General features: G+C 64.3%; 16 protein-coding genes. 8 read left to right on the forward strand and 8 right to left on the reverse strand.

Going from position 1 to position 19,925, the window contains the following annotated elements; all coding sequences use genetic code 11:
• Positions 1-4 precede the first annotated feature (4 nt).
• The 3 genes from ACVOLS_RS16615 to ACVOLS_RS16625 all read left to right on the forward strand — a co-directional run bounded on the left by ACVOLS_RS16615 (position 5) and on the right by ACVOLS_RS16625 (position 2,090).
• Positions 5-559 carry a 1,2-dihydroxy-3-keto-5-methylthiopentene dioxygenase gene (locus ACVOLS_RS16615; RefSeq protein ID WP_481511236.1) on the forward strand — a complete coding sequence of 185 codons (555 nt, stop codon included), beginning with the start codon at positions 5-7 and terminating at the stop codon, positions 557-559.
• A 131-nt stretch (positions 560-690) separates the two neighbouring features.
• The gene (gene mtnC, locus ACVOLS_RS16620; RefSeq protein WP_481546541.1) at positions 691-1,389 is read left to right on the forward strand and encodes an acireductone synthase; all 699 of its coding nucleotides are present in this window, start codon (positions 691-693) and stop codon (positions 1,387-1,389) included.
• 191 nt (positions 1,390-1,580) lie between these two features.
• Positions 1,581-2,090: an MgtC/SapB family protein gene (locus tag ACVOLS_RS16625; RefSeq protein WP_481546542.1), complete on the forward strand. Its 510-nt coding sequence runs from the start codon at positions 1,581-1,583 to the stop codon at positions 2,088-2,090.
• A gap of 173 nt (positions 2,091-2,263) precedes the next feature.
• Here ACVOLS_RS16625 and ACVOLS_RS16630 read toward each other — a convergent pair whose 3' ends face one another.
• Both ACVOLS_RS16630 and ACVOLS_RS16635 read right to left on the reverse strand, forming a co-directional pair.
• Entirely contained in the window at positions 2,264-3,421 is a 1,158-nt protein-coding gene (locus ACVOLS_RS16630; protein WP_481546543.1) for a metallophosphoesterase, read from the reverse strand.
• Positions 3,422-3,798: 377 nt separating this feature from the next.
• On the reverse strand, positions 3,799-5,616 hold the full coding sequence (locus ACVOLS_RS16635) for a DUF885 domain-containing protein (RefSeq protein WP_481546544.1): 1,818 nt from the start codon (positions 5,614-5,616) through the stop codon (positions 3,799-3,801).
• Between the two features lie 219 nt (positions 5,617-5,835).
• Between ACVOLS_RS16635 and ACVOLS_RS16640 the strand changes: the two genes are divergently transcribed.
• Positions 5,836-7,104 (forward strand): amino acid permease, encoded by a 1,269-nt coding sequence (locus ACVOLS_RS16640; protein ID WP_481546545.1) that lies wholly within the window; start codon positions 5,836-5,838, stop codon positions 7,102-7,104.
• Positions 7,105-7,253: 149 nt separating this feature from the next.
• On the opposite strand, the gene ACVOLS_RS16645 is transcribed toward ACVOLS_RS16640, so the two are convergent.
• The 6 genes from ACVOLS_RS16645 to ACVOLS_RS16670 all read right to left on the reverse strand — a co-directional run bounded on the left by ACVOLS_RS16645 (position 7,254) and on the right by ACVOLS_RS16670 (position 15,506).
• Entirely contained in the window at positions 7,254-8,885 is a 1,632-nt protein-coding gene (locus ACVOLS_RS16645; protein WP_481546546.1) for a family 43 glycosylhydrolase, read from the reverse strand.
• Positions 8,886-9,010: 125 nt separating this feature from the next.
• Entirely contained in the window at positions 9,011-10,504 is a 1,494-nt protein-coding gene (locus ACVOLS_RS16650; protein ID WP_481546547.1) for an efflux transporter outer membrane subunit, read from the reverse strand.
• A 10-nt stretch (positions 10,505-10,514) separates the two neighbouring features.
• Positions 10,515-11,630: an ABC transporter permease gene (locus ACVOLS_RS16655; protein WP_481546548.1), complete on the reverse strand. Its 1,116-nt coding sequence runs from the start codon at positions 11,628-11,630 to the stop codon at positions 10,515-10,517.
• Between the two features lie 2 nt (positions 11,631-11,632).
• On the reverse strand, positions 11,633-12,754 hold the full coding sequence (locus ACVOLS_RS16660; RefSeq protein ID WP_481546549.1) for an ABC transporter permease: 1,122 nt from the start codon (positions 12,752-12,754) through the stop codon (positions 11,633-11,635).
• On the reverse strand, positions 12,754-14,508 hold the full coding sequence (locus ACVOLS_RS16665; protein ID WP_481546550.1) for an ATP-binding cassette domain-containing protein: 1,755 nt from the start codon (positions 14,506-14,508) through the stop codon (positions 12,754-12,756). The genes ACVOLS_RS16660 and ACVOLS_RS16665 overlap by 1 nt, the downstream gene beginning before the upstream one ends.
• Entirely contained in the window at positions 14,508-15,506 is a 999-nt protein-coding gene (locus ACVOLS_RS16670) for an HlyD family secretion protein (RefSeq protein WP_481546551.1), read from the reverse strand. Before ACVOLS_RS16670 ends, ACVOLS_RS16665 begins: the two co-directional genes overlap by 1 nt.
• A gap of 110 nt (positions 15,507-15,616) precedes the next feature.
• Between ACVOLS_RS16670 and ACVOLS_RS16675 the strand changes: the two genes are divergently transcribed.
• From ACVOLS_RS16675 to ACVOLS_RS16690, 4 genes are all read left to right on the forward strand, one after another.
• Positions 15,617-16,303, forward strand: coding sequence for a TetR/AcrR family transcriptional regulator (locus ACVOLS_RS16675; RefSeq protein WP_481546552.1), 687 nt, complete (start codon positions 15,617-15,619; stop codon positions 16,301-16,303).
• Positions 16,304-16,454: 151 nt separating this feature from the next.
• Positions 16,455-16,724 carry a flagellar biosynthetic protein FliQ gene (locus ACVOLS_RS16680; RefSeq protein ID WP_282269983.1) on the forward strand — a complete coding sequence of 90 codons (270 nt, stop codon included), beginning with the start codon at positions 16,455-16,457 and terminating at the stop codon, positions 16,722-16,724.
• A gap of 4 nt (positions 16,725-16,728) precedes the next feature.
• Positions 16,729-17,520, forward strand: coding sequence for a flagellar biosynthetic protein FliR (gene fliR / locus ACVOLS_RS16685; RefSeq protein WP_481546553.1), 792 nt, complete (start codon positions 16,729-16,731; stop codon positions 17,518-17,520).
• A 170-nt stretch (positions 17,521-17,690) separates the two neighbouring features.
• Positions 17,691-19,811, forward strand: coding sequence for a putative bifunctional diguanylate cyclase/phosphodiesterase (locus tag ACVOLS_RS16690; protein WP_481546554.1), 2,121 nt, complete (start codon positions 17,691-17,693; stop codon positions 19,809-19,811).
• Positions 19,812-19,925 lie beyond the last annotated feature (114 nt).

The following is a 19,925-nucleotide window of genomic DNA, read 5'->3' on the forward strand; positions in this document are numbered from 1 at the left end:
CCCCATGAGCCGACTGCGCATTTTCAATGAAACCGCCCCGGACGCACCGCTGTTCGACAGCCGCGACGGCGAGGTCATCGCCGCCGAACTGAACAAGATCGGTGTCACCTTTGAACGCTGGCAGGCCAAGCACCCGGTCACTCCGGGGGCAAGCCAGGAAGAAGTGTTTGCCGCCTACCGCGAGGACATCGACCGCCTGGTCGCCGAGCACGGCTTCAAGAGCGTGGACGTGGCCTCGATCGCCCCGGACAACCCGGCCCGCGCCGAGATCCGCAAGAAGTTCCTCGACGAGCATTACCACAAGGAAGACGAAGTCCGTTTCTTCGTCGCCGGCTCGGGCCTGTTCACCCTGCACGTGGGCGACAAGGTCTACGAGGTGGAGTGCGTAAAGGACGACCTGATCGCCGTACCCGACAGCGTCAATCATTGGTTCGACATGGGCGAAGAACCCAGCTTCGCCGCCATCCGCTTCTTCACCGAGCCGGACGGCTGGGTCGGCCACTTCACCGGCACCGACATCGCCCAGCGCTTCCCCCGCTACGAGCCCAGCACTCTCTGAGCCCGACTTCTGCTTAAGCCCCTCTCCCGTTCACGGGAGAGGGGTTGGGGTGAGGGCAGCTCTTGGCTCTTGTCCCCTATCTCTACCAACCACGCACAGGTGCAGAAGAAGCACCCTGCAGGAATACCAGCATGACCATCAAAGCCATCCTCACCGACATCGAGGGCACCACCTCCAGCATCTCCTTCGTCAAGGAAGTGCTGTTCCCGTATGCCCGCAACGCCCTGCCCGGCTTCGTGCAGGCGCACGGCAATGAACCGCAGGTCCGCCAGTGGCTGGACGCGGTGGCCACCGAAATCTCCGCCAGCGCCTGCCAGGACGAGGTCATCGTCGAAACCCTGCAGGGCTGGATCGACCAGGACCGCAAGCACACCGCGCTGAAGGCGCTGCAAGGCATGCTCTGGGACGTGGGCTACCGCAACGGCGACTACACCGCCCACCTGTACCCGGAAGTTGCCGACGTGCTGCGCGGCTGGCACGCCGGCGGCCTGCCGCTGTACGTGTACTCCTCCGGCTCGGTGCCAGCGCAGAAGCTGTTCTTCGGCTTCAGCGATGCCGGTGACTTGAACGGCCTGTTCTCTGGCAACTTCGATACCGAAGTCGGCGGCAAGCGCGAAGCACCCAGCTACGCGCGTATCGCCAAAGCCATCAACATCGATCCATCTGAAATCCTGTTCCTCTCCGACGTCGTCGAAGAGCTGGACGCCGCCCGCGAGGCCGGCCTGCAGACGGTGCTGGTCGACCGCCTCAGCGACTACCCGCAGCCGCGCACAGGTGAAGCAACGCATGGGCACACCCGGGTCGAGCGCTTCGACCAGATCGTGCTTTGATCGCCTGAGCGATAGACAGAACAACGGCCCCTCACGGGGCCGTTTTTGTATTCGGAACCACCAGGGACGCGTCGATCCTGGCGGCACCGATTTCACGCCAGCAGCACATCGGCATCACCACCGGTAAAGCAAACCCTGCGCACGATCACCACCATCGCCCGCCCTTCGACCGCAACCAAGGACGCCTCTGCATGAGCATCACCGAAGAGATCGGTCAGGCGCTGGCCGCCGAGTTCGCCATTCCCGATGTCGGCACACTGACTGTCATCGTTTCGCGGTTGGCCACGGCCATCGTGCTCGGCGGGCTGCTTGGCCTGGAGCGGGAACGCAAAGGGCGCGCCGCCGGCTTGAAGACCCATATCCTGGTCTCGGTGGGTTCGGCGTTGTTCGTATTGGCACCCTTGCAGATGGGCATTTCAGGTGCCGATGTGACCCGGGTGATGCAGGGCATCGTCTCCGGCATCGGCTTCCTTGGTGCCGGCGCCATCCTCAAGCTCGACAACGAAGAGCGCATCCAGGGCCTGACCACCGCCGCCGGCATCTGGATGACGGCGGCCATCGGCATGGCTGCAGGCATGGGCATGGAGATGGTGGCTTTCATCACCACCATCGCTGCCTTGGCGGTAGTGAGCACGCTACCGAAGCTGATGCCGGATAAGCGCAGGAACACTGAAGGCAGCGAGGCCGACCTAGATACCTGATCTGTCGGCGCGACCGCGATGCCAATGCACGCGCGTCGCCTCATCTTGTAGGAGCGGCGTAAGCCGCGAAGCAAGCGAATCGTCAGATTGCAAAGCTGCCAATAGCTTGGGCAATACCAGCTTCGCGGCTCACGCCACTCCTACAAGCCACCCCGCTCCCACAAATCCGGTGGTTACTTGGCTGGGCTGCGCAACACCAGTACATCGATGCTGGAGCGCACGCCAAGGCGTGCGGTGAAACCGTCCCATTGGCCTACACCGCTGCTGACGAACAAGGTCATGTCCTGCACGCGGTACTCGCCACGCACATAGCCGTGGTTGAACGGCGCTACCACCCAGCGATCAAAGCCCAGCATATGGCCACCGTGGGTATGGCCGGATACCTGCAGGTCGATCGCACCAGTCGCCGCAGCCGCGCGCGCCTGCTTCGGCTGGTGGGCGAGCAGGATGTGCACATCACTGCCCTTGCCGCCGTTCACCACCGCTGGCATGTCGGGCGGCAAACCGCCGTGCATGTACGGGGTCTGTTTCAAGGCAGCCAGATCACCAATGCCCGACATCGCCAGCGTGCGTCCGTTGATCGACAACGTCGCGGTCTGGTTCTCCAGCACGCCCAGCCCCATCTGCCGGAAATGTGACATCCAGGCAGCGTAGTCGTAGTAATACTCATGATTACCCGGAGCCAGCCAAACCCCGTAAGGCGCCTTCAACTGGGCCAAAGGCTCCGCAAACCGACCACTGTCTTCCAGACCACCGTCGGCCATGTCACCGGGCAGAACGATCAGATCAGGCTTCGCCGCCAAGGTCGCATCGACGATGCGCTGCGTGCGCCAGGTGCGCTTGACCGGGCTGATATGCAGATCAGCGAGCACCGCCATGCGCAGGCCGTCCATTTCCTTGGGCAGGTTCGGAACGACCAGGTCGCGCTCATGTACCTGCGGCGGCTTGAGCCCGTTGTAAATACCAAGCGTGGCGAGCAACACGATCACCGTTGCCGCGCCCTGGTTGAAGCCGGTGCCGTGCCACAGCGTCGCGATGCGTGACCCGCGCGGCAGCAGGCGTGACAGCAGCCAGCCTGCTTCTCGCAGCAGCAGGAAAGCCAGCAGCAATACGAACATCACCAGCACCCAACCGAACACCAGTTGGATCCAGGCTTCGACCGAATAGCTGAAGACATCCAACCGCCACAGCGTGGCGAAGCCGAGCCCAACCAGGGCCAAGCCGACGGTAATGCCAATGCGCCAGCGGCGCTGGCGCTTGGACAAAGGAGCCACCGGCCACCACAACCAGATGGCCAGCAACGGCAGGATCAGCGATACGAATAGAGTCATCGGCAACAACAGCGGCGACACGCACAACACCCGCGATCACGCCGCCAACAGGTTTGAAGGGGAATCGCGCACTGTGCCATGGCTACATGGCAGATCGCGCGGTTATGGCTGGAACACTACGTACGGCCGAACGGTGAACAATTACGGTTGGCCGTTGATTGATGTAGAGCCGAGCCATGCTCGGCTGGGGCATCACCGACCAACCAAAACAAAACCGGCAATGTGGCCTGCCACATTGCCGGTAATGCCCCTTGCCGAGCATGGCTCGGCACTACCTGCTCCCTCCCTTTGGCCGCACGCCAAGGGGAGGGGTTGGCTTTTTGCGGTAATGCCCCTTGCCGAGCATGGCTCGGCACTACCGGTAGGCGGCTTGCCGCTTACTTGGCCTTTTCGGCGATCCAGGCGTTGAGCTTCTCGTCGAGGACGTCCAGCGGTACCGAGCCGTCCTTCAGCACTTCGGCGTGGAACTCGCGGATGTCGAACTTGGCACCCAGCTTGTCCTGCGCGCGCTTGCGCAGTTCCTGGATCTTCAGCTCGCCGGTCTTGTAAGCCAATGCCTGGCCCGGCCATGCGATGTAACGCTCGGCTTCGGCAACTGCATCCGGTTCGCTCACCGAGGAGTTGGCGAACATATAGTCCAGCACCTGCTGGCGGGTCCAGCCCTTGGAATGCAGGCCGGTGTCCACCACCAGACGCACCGCACGCCACAGCTCACCCTGCAGGCGGCCGAAGTAGCTGTACGGGTCGGTGTATACGCCCAGGTCCTTGCCCAGGCTTTCGGCATACAGGCCCCAGCCCTCGATGAAGGCAGTCTCGCCACCGAAGCGACGGAACGCCGGCACACCCTTCAGCTCCTGCTGCAGTGCGAGCTGGAAGTGATGACCCGGGATGGCTTCATGCAGGAACAGGTCTTCGGCGTCCCAGGTCTTGCGCGTCGGCAAGTCGTAGGTGTTGACGTAGAAGATGCCCGGACGGCTGCCGTCTTCGCTGGGCTGCATGTACTCGCCGCCGGCGGCCGACTTGGCACGGAAGGCCTCGATCGGGCGGATCTCGAAACCGGCCTTCGGAGTCAGCGAGAACAGCTTGGGTACGTTGGCATTGATCTTGGCTTCCAGCCCACGGTAATGCTCCAGCAATTCCGGCTCGGACTTGAACTCGAACTGCTTGTCCTTCTGCATGAAGGTGAAGAATTCCTGCAGCGAGCCCTTGAAGCCCACCTCGGCCATCACCTTCTGGATTTCAGCATGGATGCGTGCCACTTCAGCCAGCCCGATCTCGTGGATCTGCTCCGGAGTCTGCGCAGTGGTGGTGCTCTGCTTGGCGTTGAACGCGTACCACGCCTTGCCGTCCGGCAAAGAATCCAGGCCGACCGTGTCACGGGTGGCCGGCAGGTATTCATTGGCGATGAAGTCACGCTGCTGCTTGATCGCCGGCATCAGCTTGTCATTGATCACCGCGCGGAAAGCTTCGGTCAGGCGATCCTTGTCGGCCTGCGGGAAGTCAGCCGGCAGCAGCTTGATCGGGCCCCAGAACTGGCTGTCTTCGGCCTTGGCAGTGATGATCTCATCGAACTGCGGCACCACCTTTTCCATCAGCACGCGTGGCTGCACCACGCCAGCCTTCATGCCTTCGCGCATGTTGGCGTTTTCAGTTTCCAGCAGTACCGGAACGCGCGCTGCACGCGCCAACCAGTTGTCGTAATCCTTGACCGTCTTGAACGGCTGCGCCACCTGGCCCGAACCCAGCATCACCGCATAGCTGACGGTGGAGCCCATCTGGTTGACCGGCATCATCCAGCTCGGGAACTTCTCCCCTTCCAGCGACTGCTTCTGCTCTTCGACGAAGATGCGGTAGCTGAGCAGGTCCTGCCCGGACAGGCCGGCGTCGCCGATCTTCTCGGCCTTGCCCAGCCATTCCTGGGTGAAGTCATGGCTCTGCTTGCGGAACTCGGCCGAGCCGAAGTCCGGCAGCAGGTCGTTGTAGCGGTTGTCGCCCTGGAAGGTGGCCTGCAGCGGGTTCAGCTTGAGCACGCCTTCCCAATAGTCGGCGTACAGCTGGTTCAGCTGCGCGGCCTTGTCGGCCTGCGGCGCCTGCGCGCTGCTCTCGCCAGCGGCTGGCTGCGATGACGGCGAACAGGCGGCCAGCACGGTGGCCAGGGAAAACGAGACGGCTAGCGCCAGCGGTCGAACGGTCATCGGGGGGTTCCAGAACGGTGAACAAGGCCGCCAGCGTCAGCGCTACTGTGCCCTGCCGGAAGGGCCAAAGGTCATTACCGGCAGGTTTCAGATCGCGGTCCGGGCAGCAAACCGTCATAATCCCCACCCTGCTGCGGTCGCCTTGGGCGCCTGCCACCTTCTCTCACGCTCTCCCGGGGCATCCGTACTCCGGCGCGAGCCTTTGCCGTTGCTGTATTTATGACTACTTCGCGTCGCCCGCTGGGCTTCTGGTCTGCCACCGCCCTGGTCGTGGGCAGCATGATCGGCTCGGGCACCTTCCTGTTGCCAGCCACCCTCGCCCCCTATGGCGCGGCCACCCTGATCGGCTGGGGCATCACCTTGTGCGGCGCGCTGCTGCTGGCGGTGACCTTTGCCCAGCTGGCCAAGCGCTGGCCGCAGACTGGCGGCCCCTACGTGTTCGCCCGCAACGCCTTTGGCGAGCTGCCCGGCTTTCTGGTTGCCTGGAGCTACTGGATCTCAATGTGGTGTGCGATTGCCGCGATTGCAGTGGCCTTCGCCGGCAGCATCGGCGCCATCTTCCCGGCTCTGACCGCGACCCCGGTGCGCGCTGCGGCCTGCGGCCTGATCGCGCTGTGGCTGTGTGCAGGCGTCAACCTGATCGGGGTGCGCGAAGCAGGACGCCTGCAGTTGGCAACCACCGTACTGAAAGTAGTACCGCTGCTGATGTTCGGCCTGGTCGCACTGTGGCTGGTGGATACCAGCCACTACGTACCCTTCAATCCGTCCGGCGAATCGCTGGGCAGCGTGGCTGCCGCCACCGTGGCGCTGACCCTGTGGGCGATGATTGGCCTGGAGGCCGCCACGGTCCCGGCCGAGTCGGTCGATGACGCACCGCGCACGGTCGCCCGCGCCACCGTCGCCGGTACGGCCATCGCCGGTATCGCCACGGTTCTGGCCTGCACCACGGTGCTTGGCCTGCTGCCGGCCGATGTGCTGGCCAGTTCCAGCGCACCAATGGCAGATGCAGCCGCCGCATTGTGGGGCCCGACCGCTGGCATGTTGCTGGCGGTGGTGATGGCCATCTCCTGCGTTGGCGCACTGAACGGCTGGACCCTGCTGGCGGCACAGCTGCCGATGGCAGCCGCTCGCGACGGCGTGCTGCCGCGCGCCTTCGCCCATGAGAACAAGCGCGGTGCGCCGGTGTTCGGCGTCATCGTCAGCTGCCTGCTGGCCACGGTACTGGTGATCTGCAACTACAACCGCTCGCTGGTGGACCTGTTCAAATTCTCGGTGCTGCTGTCCACCGCCGCCACCTTGCTGCCCTACCTGGCCGGCGCCGCCGCTTGGTTGTGGCGTGGCAGCGGCATTGCCTCGCGCATCGCTGCAGCCGGCGCACTCGCTTTCAGCCTGTATGCCATCGGCGGCATCGGCAGCGAGGCCCTGCTATGGGGTGTAGCGTTGATCGCCTCCGGCCTGCCGATCTATTTCTGGTTGCGCCGACGCTGAGTACCAATCTGCTGTTGATTGCGGGAGCGGCGTAAGCCGCGAAACTCGCAGGTCATCAGGAGCCAAAGCTGGCAAGCGTTGAGCAACGCCAGCTTCGCGGCTTACGCCGCTCCCACAAACGTTCTCCGATGCCGAGGCGGGTCTCGGGTTCAGCCCGCAGCGCCCTCACCAAGCGCCCGGTAGCGGAAATCACTGATCATCAGTTCGCCGCTTCCGGCGGCATAGATGCCGATCTTCAGGCTGAGAAAGCCACCGAACACATTGTGGTGCAGGCCGGATACTTCCATCCGCGTCGGGTGCAACTGCCAGCTGCGGCCACCGTCATGCGAGTAATGGAAGGTCACCACGTTGTTGCTGTTGTTCAAACGCACCCTTACCGGGCCAGCGGCGCGTGGCGCACGTGCCCACACCAGCTCTTCGGCGTACTGGAAGTTCTTGATGGTGCTGCCATCGAATCCGACGCCGATGAACGCCTTGTTGTTGTAGAACAGCAGCAGGCCAGCTTCCGCGCCCGCGTCGGGTGACAGAGTGACTTCGACCTCATAGGAACGGTCAGGCACCACGCAGGTCAGTGGCGAGCTGTCGATGGGTGAGACACCGCTGGCTTTCAGGCGCAGCCCGCCTTTGTCATGGCGTGCGCGCTGGCGCTCATCCGGTCCCGGATTGTGGAACGCCCACTGGGTGCCAAAACGATTACCCGAGAAGTCGTCCGACAGTGCAAATCCCGCCGCGCGGGCCTTGCCACCTGCGGGCTTGCGCAGCGGTCGCGACAGATCCCCGCCCAGCGCCCGGAACCAGCCATCATCGGTCCACTCGATGGGCTCAAGCAGTGTCTGTCGCCCCAGCGTCCGGAAGCCATTCTCGTAGGCGTGATAGACCATCCACCAATCGCCAGCAGGGCCTTCCACCAACGTTGCATGGCCGCGTGACCACCATGGCTCCGCTTCTGATTGGGTACGCACCAACGGGTTCTGCGGGCAGTGCTCCCATGGTCCATGGATGGAGCGCGAACGTGCGGCGATCACCATGTGCCCGGTCACCGGGCCGGCGGTCCCGCCCACGGCAGTGATCAGATAGAACCAATCACCATGACGCAGCAGCTTCGGGCCTTCGGGCGCGAAATTCTCGGTGACCCAGTCATCCGGATAGCGCCAAGGACTATAGGCCGCTTCCAGGGCGCCATAGGTGGCCAAGCCGTCATCGCTTAAACGCACCCGGCGGATGCCGTTGACGAACAGGTAGCGCTTGCCATCCTCGCCGACGATATGGCCGGGATCTATGCAACCGTCGATTTTCAGGTCAATCGGCTCGCTCCAGGGGCCGGCGATGTCGTCGGCCCAGATAACGAAGATCGACCAGCCATCACCGGTCGGGTTGGCCGGCAGGTAAATGAAGTAGCGATCGCCGTGCTTGCACAGGTCCACTGCCCAGATATCGCCGAGTGTCTTGTGCAGCGCCGGCCCGATCGGTGCCCAGTTGACCAGGTCGGTGGAATGCCAGATGACCAGGCCCGGATAGGAATAGAATGACGAGAAGGTCATGTAGTAATCGTCACCATCCTTGAGGATGGTCGGGTCCGGATGATCCCCGGCGACGATGGGATTGAGATAGGTGCCATCCCCGAGGTCAGCGATGCGCTGGCCTTCCGGCCCCTGACCCCAACGCGGCGTTGTGCTCGCACAGGCACCCGCGGCGGCGGGCGCCGCCAGCAGTGACAGCGGCGCCACCGCGGCGCCGACAGCGATGGCTTTGAACAGATCCCTGCGGGAAGTATCGGGCATGCAACTCACTCTGGGTCAGTGGAAGGCCGTCGCGACACCTTGGCGGCCGGAGCTGTTCGAGTGTAGCCGCAGATGGGCGCAGCCCATCCATCCAGCCCTAGCCCGCCCTGGTGCCGCACTTTCAATCAGTCGCTCGGTGGCGGTGCATTGCCAACGGCCTTGTTGACCGCGACGAACTGGCTACGCAGCAGGGCCTCGCTATCAACCAGGTCGCGCCGCGTCTGCAGATAACCTCTGCGTGCATCAAGCACCGCCAGGAAGTCGATCAGGCCTGCTTCGTGCCGTGCCTGGGCGATCATGTAGGCGTCCGCCGTGGCCTGCTCGCGCACACGCAGCTGCGTGCGCTGCTGCTGGGCGGCGGTGTAACCGTTCAATGCATTGTCGATTTCCTGCCAGGCCTGCAGCACGGTCTTCTGGTAGGCCACGGCGGCTTCCTGCTGTTCCAGCTCACGCAGTTGCACCACACTTTTGCGCCGACCGTGATCGAACAGTGGCAGATTCAGCACCGGGCCAATCGACCAGGTGCGGCTGCCCCAGTCCGAGAACTCACCTGACAGATACGACTCGTAACCGAATTTGGCACCGAGGCGGATGCTGGGATACAGATCGGCCTGCGCAACACCGATGCTGGCCGTCGCCTGCTGCAAGCGTGCCTGCGCGGCGCGGATATCCGGGCGTCGCTGCGCCACTTCCGATGGCAGGCCCAGCGACAGATCCGGCAGCGCGTCGCTGACAGCAGCCGCAGGCGTTGCGAACAGGGTTCGCAGAGCGCCGGGGCGCTCGCCGAGCAATAGCGCGAGTTGATTGCTGCTGCTGGCTTCCTCGGCGAGCAGGCCCGGCAAGCGCGCGCGTACAGCAGCCAGATCGGCCTGCTGACGGTCCAGATCCAGATGATCCTGCAGCCCGCCGTCCACCCGTGCCCGCAGCAGCGACAAGCGCTCTTCCAATGCAGCGATATCCTCGCGAGCCAGTTCGATCTGGCGCTGTGCGGCGCGCAACTGCACATAGCTGCGCGCCACTTCGCTAATGACGCTCAGCCTGGCTAGATCCAACAGGGCCGCCTGTTGTGCCACACCGGCATCGGCCGCCTCGATCGAGTGCCGCACCCTGCCCCACAGATCCAGTTCCCAGGACGCATCGAAACCGGCCTGATACAGATTGAACGGTTCCGCCAGCAGCTGCTTCAGCGCGTCACTGTCATTGCTGAGAATATCGAGCATGCGCGTACCTGCGCCGTTCTCGCTTTGGCGCTGGCGATTGACGCCCGCCGAGGCACTCACATCCACGCCGCGCTGCGCGGCAACGGTGCGCCGCTGCGCTCGCGCCTGGGCGAAGTGCAGAGCAGCTGTGCGCAGGTCCGGGCTCGCCAGCAAGGCACGCCGTTGCAGTTCATCCAATGTCGGGTCGAACAGCTGCGTCCACCACTCCGGCTGTAGCGCCTGCGTGCCGACGTCGGCATTTAGTGACGCGTCACCGCCCCTCCATTGCGTCCAGTCCGTGGGCGCCGCTGCGTCCGGACGCACGAAGTCCGGCCCGACCGCGCAACCGCCCAGCATCAGGCCGACAGCAAGCGGCGACAGCAGCGACGCGTTCAACAGTGAGCGTAAGTGCGGGAACATGGATCGCGTCCTAGGTGAGCCGGTTACGGAACAGCCACGCCGCCAGCGGCAAGGTAATCGCCGCCACCGCCAGCATGGGGATGAAGTTGAAGCCCACTTCCTGCAGGCCGGCGCCTTCCAGATAGACCCGGCGCACCAGATCGATGCCAAAGCGCAGCGGATTGGCGTAGGTCGCCACCTGCAGCACCTTGGGCATGTTGGCCACCGGCGTCATCAAGCCCGACAGCAGCATCAACGGCATGATCAACAGGAAGGTGTAGAGCATGGCCTGCTGCATGTTTGCTGCCACCGCCGAGATCGACAGGCCGATGCCCACCGACGCCACGGTGAACACCGCCAGCGCCAGATACAGCACCCCCACCGACCCGGCCATCGGAATCTGGAACCAGAAGCGGATGATCAGCAGGATAATGGTGGACTGCACCAAGCCCACAAGAATCGACGGCAAGGCTTTGCCAATCAGGATCTGCATCGGCGTCAGCGGCGTGACCAGCAACTGATCGAAGGTGCCCTGCTCACGTTCGCGCGCCACCGACAACGCCGCGATCAGCAAGGTCTGCAACATGCTCAGAGCGGCGATCAACGCTGGCATCAACTGCCAGCGCGATTCGAGATTGGGGTTGTACCAGCTGCGCGTGACCAGCTGCACCGTTTGGCCACCGGCAGCGCGCGCCCGATTGAAGTCGGCGACGATGGAGCCGATGTAACCGGCAGCAGCACCGGCGCTGGTCGAGTTGCGACCATCCATGATCAACTGCAGCGGCGCGCTCTGCCCTGACGCGAGCCGTTGCTCAAAATCAGCCGGGATGCTGATCACCAGCAGCGCTTCATTGGCGTCGATCAAGCCTGCAATCTGCCTCGACGAATCCAGCGTGGCCACACGCTCGAACATACCCGCGCCGTCCACCCGCGACAGCAGCTCGCTCGACGCCTGTCCGCCACTGAGGTCGAGCACCGCGTACGGCACGTGGCGCAGGTCGAAGGTCGCGCCGTAACCAAACAACAACGCCTGCATCAGCGCCGGCATGAACAGCATGGCGCGGCTGGAGGGTTCCTTCAGCAGGGTGATCAGCTCCTTCCTGCACAGGAAGGCAATGCGCCGGAAATAGATGACAATGGCTTCCACGCTTACACCAGCCGCTTGCGCAGTTTGTAGCGGGTGCCGGCAAACAGCAGCAACGCATACAGCAGCAGGATGACTGATTTCTGCAGGAACAACGGCCAGTTGTCGCCAGTCAGGAACAGCGACTTGATCAAGCCCATGAAATGCGTGGCAGGTAGCAGCTGGCTGATGACCTGCACCGCGACCGGCATGTTGCGCAGGTCGAATACGAAGCCGGACAACATCATCGCCGGCATGAAACTGGTCAGCAATGCCACCTGGCTGGCCTGGAACTGGTTGCGGGTCACCGCCGATATGAACAGACCCAGCAGCAGTGATACGGCCAGGTACAGCAGTGAACTGACCACGATTGCAAACAGCGAACCGCGCATCGGCACCTCGAACAAGAAGCGTGCGGTCAGCAGGCAGATCGCCAGGTTGATCGCGCCGATACCGAGATACGGCAGCAGTTTGGCCAGCACCAGTTCGGCTGGCCGCACCGGTGTGACGAACAGTGCCTCCAGCGTGCCGCGCTCCCATTCGCGCGCAACCAGCAGCGAGGTCAGGAAGGCACCGATCAAGGTCATCACCAGGACAATCAGGCCCGGCACCAGATACCAGGTACTAGTGCTTGCCTCGTTGAACCACATGCGCTGGATCACATTGACGCCCGCGCCCGCACCGCTGTCGCCTTGCCGATCAGATGTGGTTTGCAGCTGCGTCGCCAAGGCGCCGCCCACATAGCCTTCCAAGGTCCGCGCGGTATTGGCATCCACGCCGTTGAGGATCAGCTGCACCTGCGCGCTGCCATCCACCATACGCCGGCTGAAATCCACCGGCACATGCACGATGCCGCCGACCTTGCCTTGCCGCATCAAGCCAACCGCAGCGGTCATGTCTCGGACCTGCACCGGCGCCAGATACGGAGAGCCCTGCAGCCCTGCGACCAGCGACTGCGTGGTCGGCGAGCGCTCATCCAACACCACCGCGACCGGTGCGTGGCTGACATCGAACGACAAGCCGTAGCCAAACAACAGGATCAAGGCCGCTGGCAACAACAGGCCGACCGCAAGGCTACTGCGCTCGCGCAGCATCTGCCGGGTCTCCTTGCGCACCAGCGCCCATAAGCGGGACAGGAAGCCGGACATCACGCAGCCCTGCCAGCGGCACTGCGCTGCGCGCGGCCCTGCTCGACGATGCCAATGAAGGCGGCATTCATGTCGATGCCGTCAGCGCCGGCCTGCTCGCGCACCTGCTGTGGCGTTCCCAGGGCCAGCAGTTCACCGGCGTCCTGGATGGCGATGCGGTCGCAGTATTCCGCTTCCTCCATGAAATGGGTGGTGACGATGATGGTCACGCCCTGCTGCGCCAGCCCGGTGATGGTGCGCCAGAAGGCGCGCCGCGCCAGTGGGTCGATGCCGCTGGTCGGCTCATCCAGGAACAGGATCTCCGGCGCATGCAGCAAGCCCACGGCCATTGCCAGCCGCTGTTTGTAGCCGGCCGGCAGTTCGCCGCTGCGGGCGTCGCCCTGCAGGTCGAAACGGCCAATGGCGTCGGCTACGCGCTGGCGCAGCTGCGCACCGCCCAAGCCGTAGGCACCGCCGAAGAACTCCAGGTTCTCGCGTACCGTGAGGTTGGCGTAGAGGGCGAATTTCTGTGAGACATAGCCAATGCGTGCGCGGGCCTGGGCACGGGCGCTGCGCAGATTGAGGCCGGCTACTTCCAGATGTCCGCTGCTGGCGGGAAGCAGTCCACAGAGCATGCGGAAAGTGGTGGTCTTGCCCGCGCCATTCGGGCCGAGCAGCCCGAAGATCTCGCCACGATGCACATCGAAACTGGTGCTCGCCACCGCGGTGAAGTCACCGAAGCGACGCACCAGATCGCGCACCACGATGACCGGCGCATCATCCTGCGCGATCGCTATCGGTGCGACCTCCGCCACCGGCAACGACGCTGGCGATTCCTGCGCGCGCAGCAGCATCATGAACGCATCTTCCAACTCAGCGGGCCGCTGGCTGGGCAATTGATCCTGCAGCAGCCCAGCGATATCCGACGGCGTTGCCGAAGGCTGCAGGATGAAGCGCACCGAACCGGCACGCGGCACCGCATCCAGCACGTGGCGGCTATCGTCGATCAGTTGCGCCTGCAGGTCACGCGGCTGCAACGGCGGCGCTGGCGCTACCGTCCAGGTCAGGCCCTGCGCCTCGCCGGTCAGCGCGGCAGGATTGCCCTGCGCCAACAAGCGCCCCTGATGCAGCACGAAGATCTGCTCGCAGCGCTCAGCCTCGTCCATGTAAGCGGTGCTGACCAGCACGCTGAGCTGCTCCTCCTGCACCAGCTGCTGGATGATCTTCCACAATTCGCGCCGTGACAGTGGGTCCACGCCAACACTGGGCTCGTCCAGCAGCAGCAGCTGCGGTGAACGCACCAAGGTGCAGGCCAGACCCAGCTTCTGCTTCATGCCACCGGACAACTTGCCAGCCGGGCGCTGCTTGAATGCAGCCAGGTCGGTCATCTGCAGCAGCCGCTCGAAGCGCACATGGCGCTCGACCAGCGGCACGCCATGCAGGTCTGCGTACAGATCCAGATTCTCCTGCACGCTCAGGTCCTCATACAGGCCAAAGCGTTGCGGCATGTAGCTGATGCGGTCCTGCACCTGCTGTGGCTGCCTTGCCACGTCATGGCCCAGCACCTGCAGCTGACCACCATCGGCCGGCAGCAAGCCGGCAACCATGCGTAGAAAGGTGGTCTTGCCCGCACCATCCGGCCCAACCAGCGCGGTTAGCTCGCCCTTGCGCACGCACAGGGAAACCCCGGCCAGCGCCTCCACCTGCCCGCCACCGGCCGCCGGAAAACACTTGCGCAGGTCGACCGCGACAACCGTGGCAGTCGCCGCGTCCATCAGCGCGCCGTCTCCTGCAGGCGCACGCTCACCGGCTGGCCCATGCGTAGCTGATCCTGCGGATCCTCGACCACCACGCGCACTTCGTAGACCAGGCTGGTGCGCAGCTCTTCGGTCTGCACGGACTTCGGGGTGAACTCTGCCACGGACGAAATAAAGCCGACCTTGCCCGTCACCGGTTTGTCGGGATGGCCGTCACTGGTCACCTGCGCGAGCTGACCGCTGCGGATGCGACCGAGCTCGCTTTCGCTGGCAAATACCCGTACCCACTTGGGCTGGGTCAACGCCAGCGCAAATGCCGCGCGTTGCGGACCAGCCATGTCGCCGACTTCCACCAGCCGCGAGCGCACCACCGCCGCCACCGGTGCCTTCAGCTGGCCTTGCGCGATCTGGTGCTGCAGCAAGGCGAGCTGGGCATCGGCCGCCTGCAATTGCGCCTCGGCTGCCGCAATGTCTTCCTTGCGCGGGCCTTGCTGCACCAGCGTCAATGCCTGTTGCTGCAGTTCGGCCGTCGCTGCCGCCACTTTCGCCACGCTACGCGCGCGGTCCATTTCCTGCGCACTTACACCACGACCGTCCGTCGCGCTGGCCACGCCCTGCAAGCGCTGCAGGTCCTGCGCTGCACGCGCTGCATCGGCCTGTGCTGCGGCCAGCTGGCTCCTGGCCTGCACGACTTCCTGCGGCCGCGCGCCGTTGTGCAGCCGCGCCACCGTCTGCCGCTGCGTCTCGATCTGTGCCTTGGCTTGATCTGCCTGCAATTGCAGGGTGCGGGTGTCGAGCGTGGCCAGCACATCGCCGGCCTTGACCTTGTCGCCTTCCTCCACCCGCACTTCCTGCACCCGGCCGCTGCCATCAAAGGCAAGCGACACCTGCCGGATGTCCACATTGCCCTGCAACTGCAGGCCATCGCCAGCCGGCTTATCCCGGCTGCTCCACCACAGCAGCAGCACGACCAGCAACGCAACGGCGGCCACCACGACAAGGACGGGCTTCTTCATCAGGACGCTTCCGCAAGCAGGACTGTATCTGCCGAACAGCCTAATTCAAATTAAATTTAATTTATAGTAGTGCCGGACGGGGCGATGAAGCAGGCTAAACTTGCCACGCAATGAGCACTCAGAAAACCACCCCACGCGGACCACGCACCGACGGCGAGGCCACCCGTGCCCGCCTGCTGGAGGCGGCCGGCCAGCTGTTCTCGCAGCACGGCTTCGCCGAAACCACCAGCAAGGCCGTGGCCCAACTGGCCGCTGCCGACCTGGCATCTATCAACTACCACTTCGGCAGCCGCAACGGTCTGTACCAGGCAGTGCTGCTGGAAGCGCACCGGCAGCTGCTCGATCTTGATGATCTGCAGCGGATCGCCGGCAGCGCGCTGAACCCGGAGCAGCGCCTGTATGAACTGCTGGCTGGCCTAGTCCAGCGCGCGCAGCAACCCGAGGCCTGGGCACCCCGCGTGCTGGCACGCGAACTGCTGGCGCCCTCTTCGCATCTACAGGTGCTGATGGAAGAAGCGGTTCCGCCGAAGATGATGGCGGTGGCGCAGATCCTCAGTGAGATCTCCGGCATTCCCGCCAATGAACCGGCCCTGCTGCGCTGCCTGCTGAGCGTCGCCGCGCCCTGCATGATGTTGATCGTGATCGGCCGAGACGTACCCGGCCCGTTGCAGGCAGTGGCGCAAGGCCCATCGCAGCCGCTGCTGGCACATCTGCACCGCTTTGCGATCGCCGGCCTGCAGGCGGTCGGCGAGGACTACCGCAGCAAGCCAGCAGCAAGGAATGTGGGAGCGGTGTAAACCGCGACGCTGGACTTGTTCGGCCGGTGATACAGGTTCGATCTGGTAGACCATCAGCTTCGCGGCTTACGCCGCTCCTGCAAAAGCACGCCGCCGCCCCGCCAAAAACCCGCCGCCAACACTGTGGCACCGCTCTTGCATCTGCCCCGGCATGAGTCCCGAACTTGCCCTCACCGAACTCCGCGGCGGCCTGGTTGCCACCTTGTGGATCGCCGGTCCGTTGCTACTTGTCGTGCTGGTCGTCGGCGTGGTGGTCGGCGTCATCCAGGCCGCCACCCAGATCAACGAGCCGACCATCGCCTTTGTCGCCAAGGCCGCGGCCCTGACCGCGGCGCTGTTTGCGCTCGGCAGCCTGCTGCTTGGGCACCTTGTCGAGTTCACCGTCATGCTGTTCCAACGCATTCCGCACCTGATCGGTTAGCGTGATGGACTCGGTCACCCAGACTGTCATCGACGGCCAACAGGCCTTTGCCATCATCGGCAACACCCTGTGGATCATGCTGCGCATCGGGGCGATGCTGATGGCCATGCCGATGATCGGCACCCGTGCGGTACCGGCGCGGGTGCGGGCGCTGCTGGCGGTGGCACTGTCCGTGGCACTGTCCCCGGTCCTGCCGCCGGTGCCGATCTTCAACGGCTTTGACTCGATGACCGTGCTCAGCATCCTGCGCGAGGTAGCCGTGGGGGTCAGCATCGGCTTCCTGCTGCGGCTGATCTTCGAAGCCGGCGCCATGGCCGGCGAAATGATCGCGCAGAGCACCGGCCTGGCCTTCGCGCAGATGGCCGACCCGATGCGCGGCGGCAGCTCCGGTGTGATCGGGCAATGGTTCTACCTGATGTTCGGCCTGCTGTTCTTCACCAGCAATGGCCATCTGGCACTGATTTCGTTGCTGGTGGACAGCTACAAGGCATTGCCCATCGGCACCGCCCTGCCCGATCCGCATGCGGTCGCCACGCTGGCGCCGACCCTGGCCCTGCAGATTTTCCGTGGCGCACTGTCACTCGCCCTGCCCTTGGTGGTGGCGATGCTGGCGATCAACCTGGTCTTTGGCGTCCTTTCCCGCGCAGCACCGGCACTCAACCCCATGCAGTTGGGCCTGCCGGTTGCCCTGCTGATTGGCCTGGCACTGCTCACCTTGCTGGCCGGGGAAATGGGGCCGCCGGTACAGCGCCTGTTCGACACCGCCTTTGATACGGCGCGGCAAGTAACAATGTGACGCCCTACACAGCTCACGTTTTTGGATTTCACATTGCCTGAAGGCCCTCTTGCCGGTTCCCCTATACCGGTGGATAGTCCGGGGTACAGCACGGGCCGCAGGGGAATGCGGAACCGCGTACGACATCTCGCTTCCGCGACCGCGGCGCGACAACCTTAGGGAGAGGTTTGATGCTCGTTGGCAGCTACAACCCGTTGTTTGTCGTGCTGTCGATCCTGGTGGCAATCCTCGCCTCGTTCACGGCGCTGGACATGGCCTCACGGGTATCCGCCTCGCAACCACGTCGCGCCGCGGCTCGCTGGCTGTTGGCCGGTGGCGTCGCCATGGGTGCGGGCATCTGGTCGATGCACTTTGTCGGCATGTTGGCTTTCCGCCTCCCAATTCCACTGGGTTACGACCTGTGGCTGACCGTGGAGTCACTGCTGGTGGCGGTCGCAGCCTCGATATTCGCCCTGTGGCTGGTTTCGCGCCCGACCTTGCCGCACCTACGCTTGGCACTGGGCGCATTGCTGATGGGTCTGGGCATCGCCTGGATGCATTACGTCGGCATGTCGGCGCTGAAGATGAGCCCGGAAATCAACTACGACCGGGTCTGGTTCGTGCTCTCTATCGTGATCGCTGTAGCGGCTTCGTGGAGCGCGTTGTATATCGCGTTCCGCCTGCGCACGGTCGAACATGCGCTGCCGCCGCGCCTGATCGCAGCCGCCGTCATGGGCCTGGCCATCGTCGGCATGCACTACACCGGAATGGCGGCAGCACGCTTCCCGGCCAACTCCGTCTGCACTGCAGCCACCACCGGTGGCGTTCCCACTGAATGGCTGGCCGCCTGCGTGGTATTGCTGACCGTCGGCGTGATGGGCGTGGTACTGACCATTTCCCTGTTCGAGCAGCGCATGCAGGCGCGCTTGCTGCACCTGCGCAATTCCATGCTGTCGGCTTCGCTGGACGATGCCCGCAAGGAACTGTTCCATGCCAGCCAGCACGACTCGTTGACCCGCCTGCCCAACCGCCAGCTCTCGCATGAGCGGATCGAACAGCTGTTGCAGGGCAGCCACCCCTTCGTGCTGATGTCCATCGACCTGGATGGCTTTCGCCATATCAATGGCGCGTTTGGCTCGCAGACCGGCGATGCCGCCTTGGTCGATATCGGCGAACGCCTGCGTCAGTTGCTTCCAGCCGACGACCTGGTCGGCCGCCTTGGTGGCGACCAGTTCGTCATTGCCAGCCAGCTCAGGCACGCCGAGGAACTGGACTCGCTGGCCGACCGCATCATGATGGCGGTCAACTCCGTGCGCGTTGGTGGCCGCGAACTGCGCATCACCGCCAGCCTGGGCATCGTCGAGCATCCGCAGGTCGGCAACACAGCAGCGCAGCTGATCGCCATGGCCGAGACCGCCATGGCCTATGCCAGGCAGTCCGGGCGCAACACACATGCCGTGTTCGCCGACTGGATGAACGACAACGTCGAGCAGGACCGGCGTCTGCTGGAGGACCTGCGCAAGGCACTGGGCACCGCGCAACTGTCGCTGCACTACCAACCGCGCGTGCATGCCCACAGCGGCCGCATCAGCGGTGCAGAGGCGCTGATCCGCTGGCGTCATCCCGAACACGGCTATGTACCTGCCGAACGCATCATCCGGCTGACCGAGCAGAGCGGCCTGATGGACGTGATCGGCAATTGGGTGCTGGACGAGGCCTGCAGGCAGATGCGCTGCTGGCAGGATGCCGGCAACAGCGAGTGGCGGGTGGCGGTCAACCTGTCCGGTCGCCAGTTGGGCTCGCCGAAGCTGATCGAGGATGTGCGCAACGCGCTGGAGCGCAACGATCTTGAGCCTTCACGCCTGATTCTGGAGATCAGCGAAGGCGCAGTGATGCGCGACACCGACAATGCCATCGCGGTGCTGCGCAGCGTCGCCGCGCTTGGCGTTGGCATATCGATCGACGATTTCGGCATCGGCGTATCCAGTCTGCTGCACCTGAAGCGACTTCCGGCCACCGAGATCAAGATCGACCGCGCCTTCGTGCTGGCGTTGGAAGAGAGCGACGAGGACGTGGTGATCGTCTCGGCCATCGTCGCGCTGGGGCACGCGCTGAACATGGAGATCGTCGCCGAAGGCATCGAGACCCAGGGTCAGCGCTCCTATGTGGAACGGCTGGGCTGCGATCACCTGCAGGGCTACCTGCTCGGCCGCCCGGTCAGTGCGGAGAACTTCATGCGCCTGCACGGCGGCGACGCCCAACATGCGGCGCTGGAGGCACGGCTGGCCTCGTTCAACGCCAGCCAGGAGTAAGCCGTAGTGGCGCGCCCAACGAAGCGACAGGGCGGACGGGAATAACCACCCCCCGCAAGATGTAACCCACCAGGCCGACGGCGGGACCGCGGTCGCGCCACCCGCGGGGAGCTG

This window comes from Stenotrophomonas sp. STEN038 (assembly GCF_056759895.1).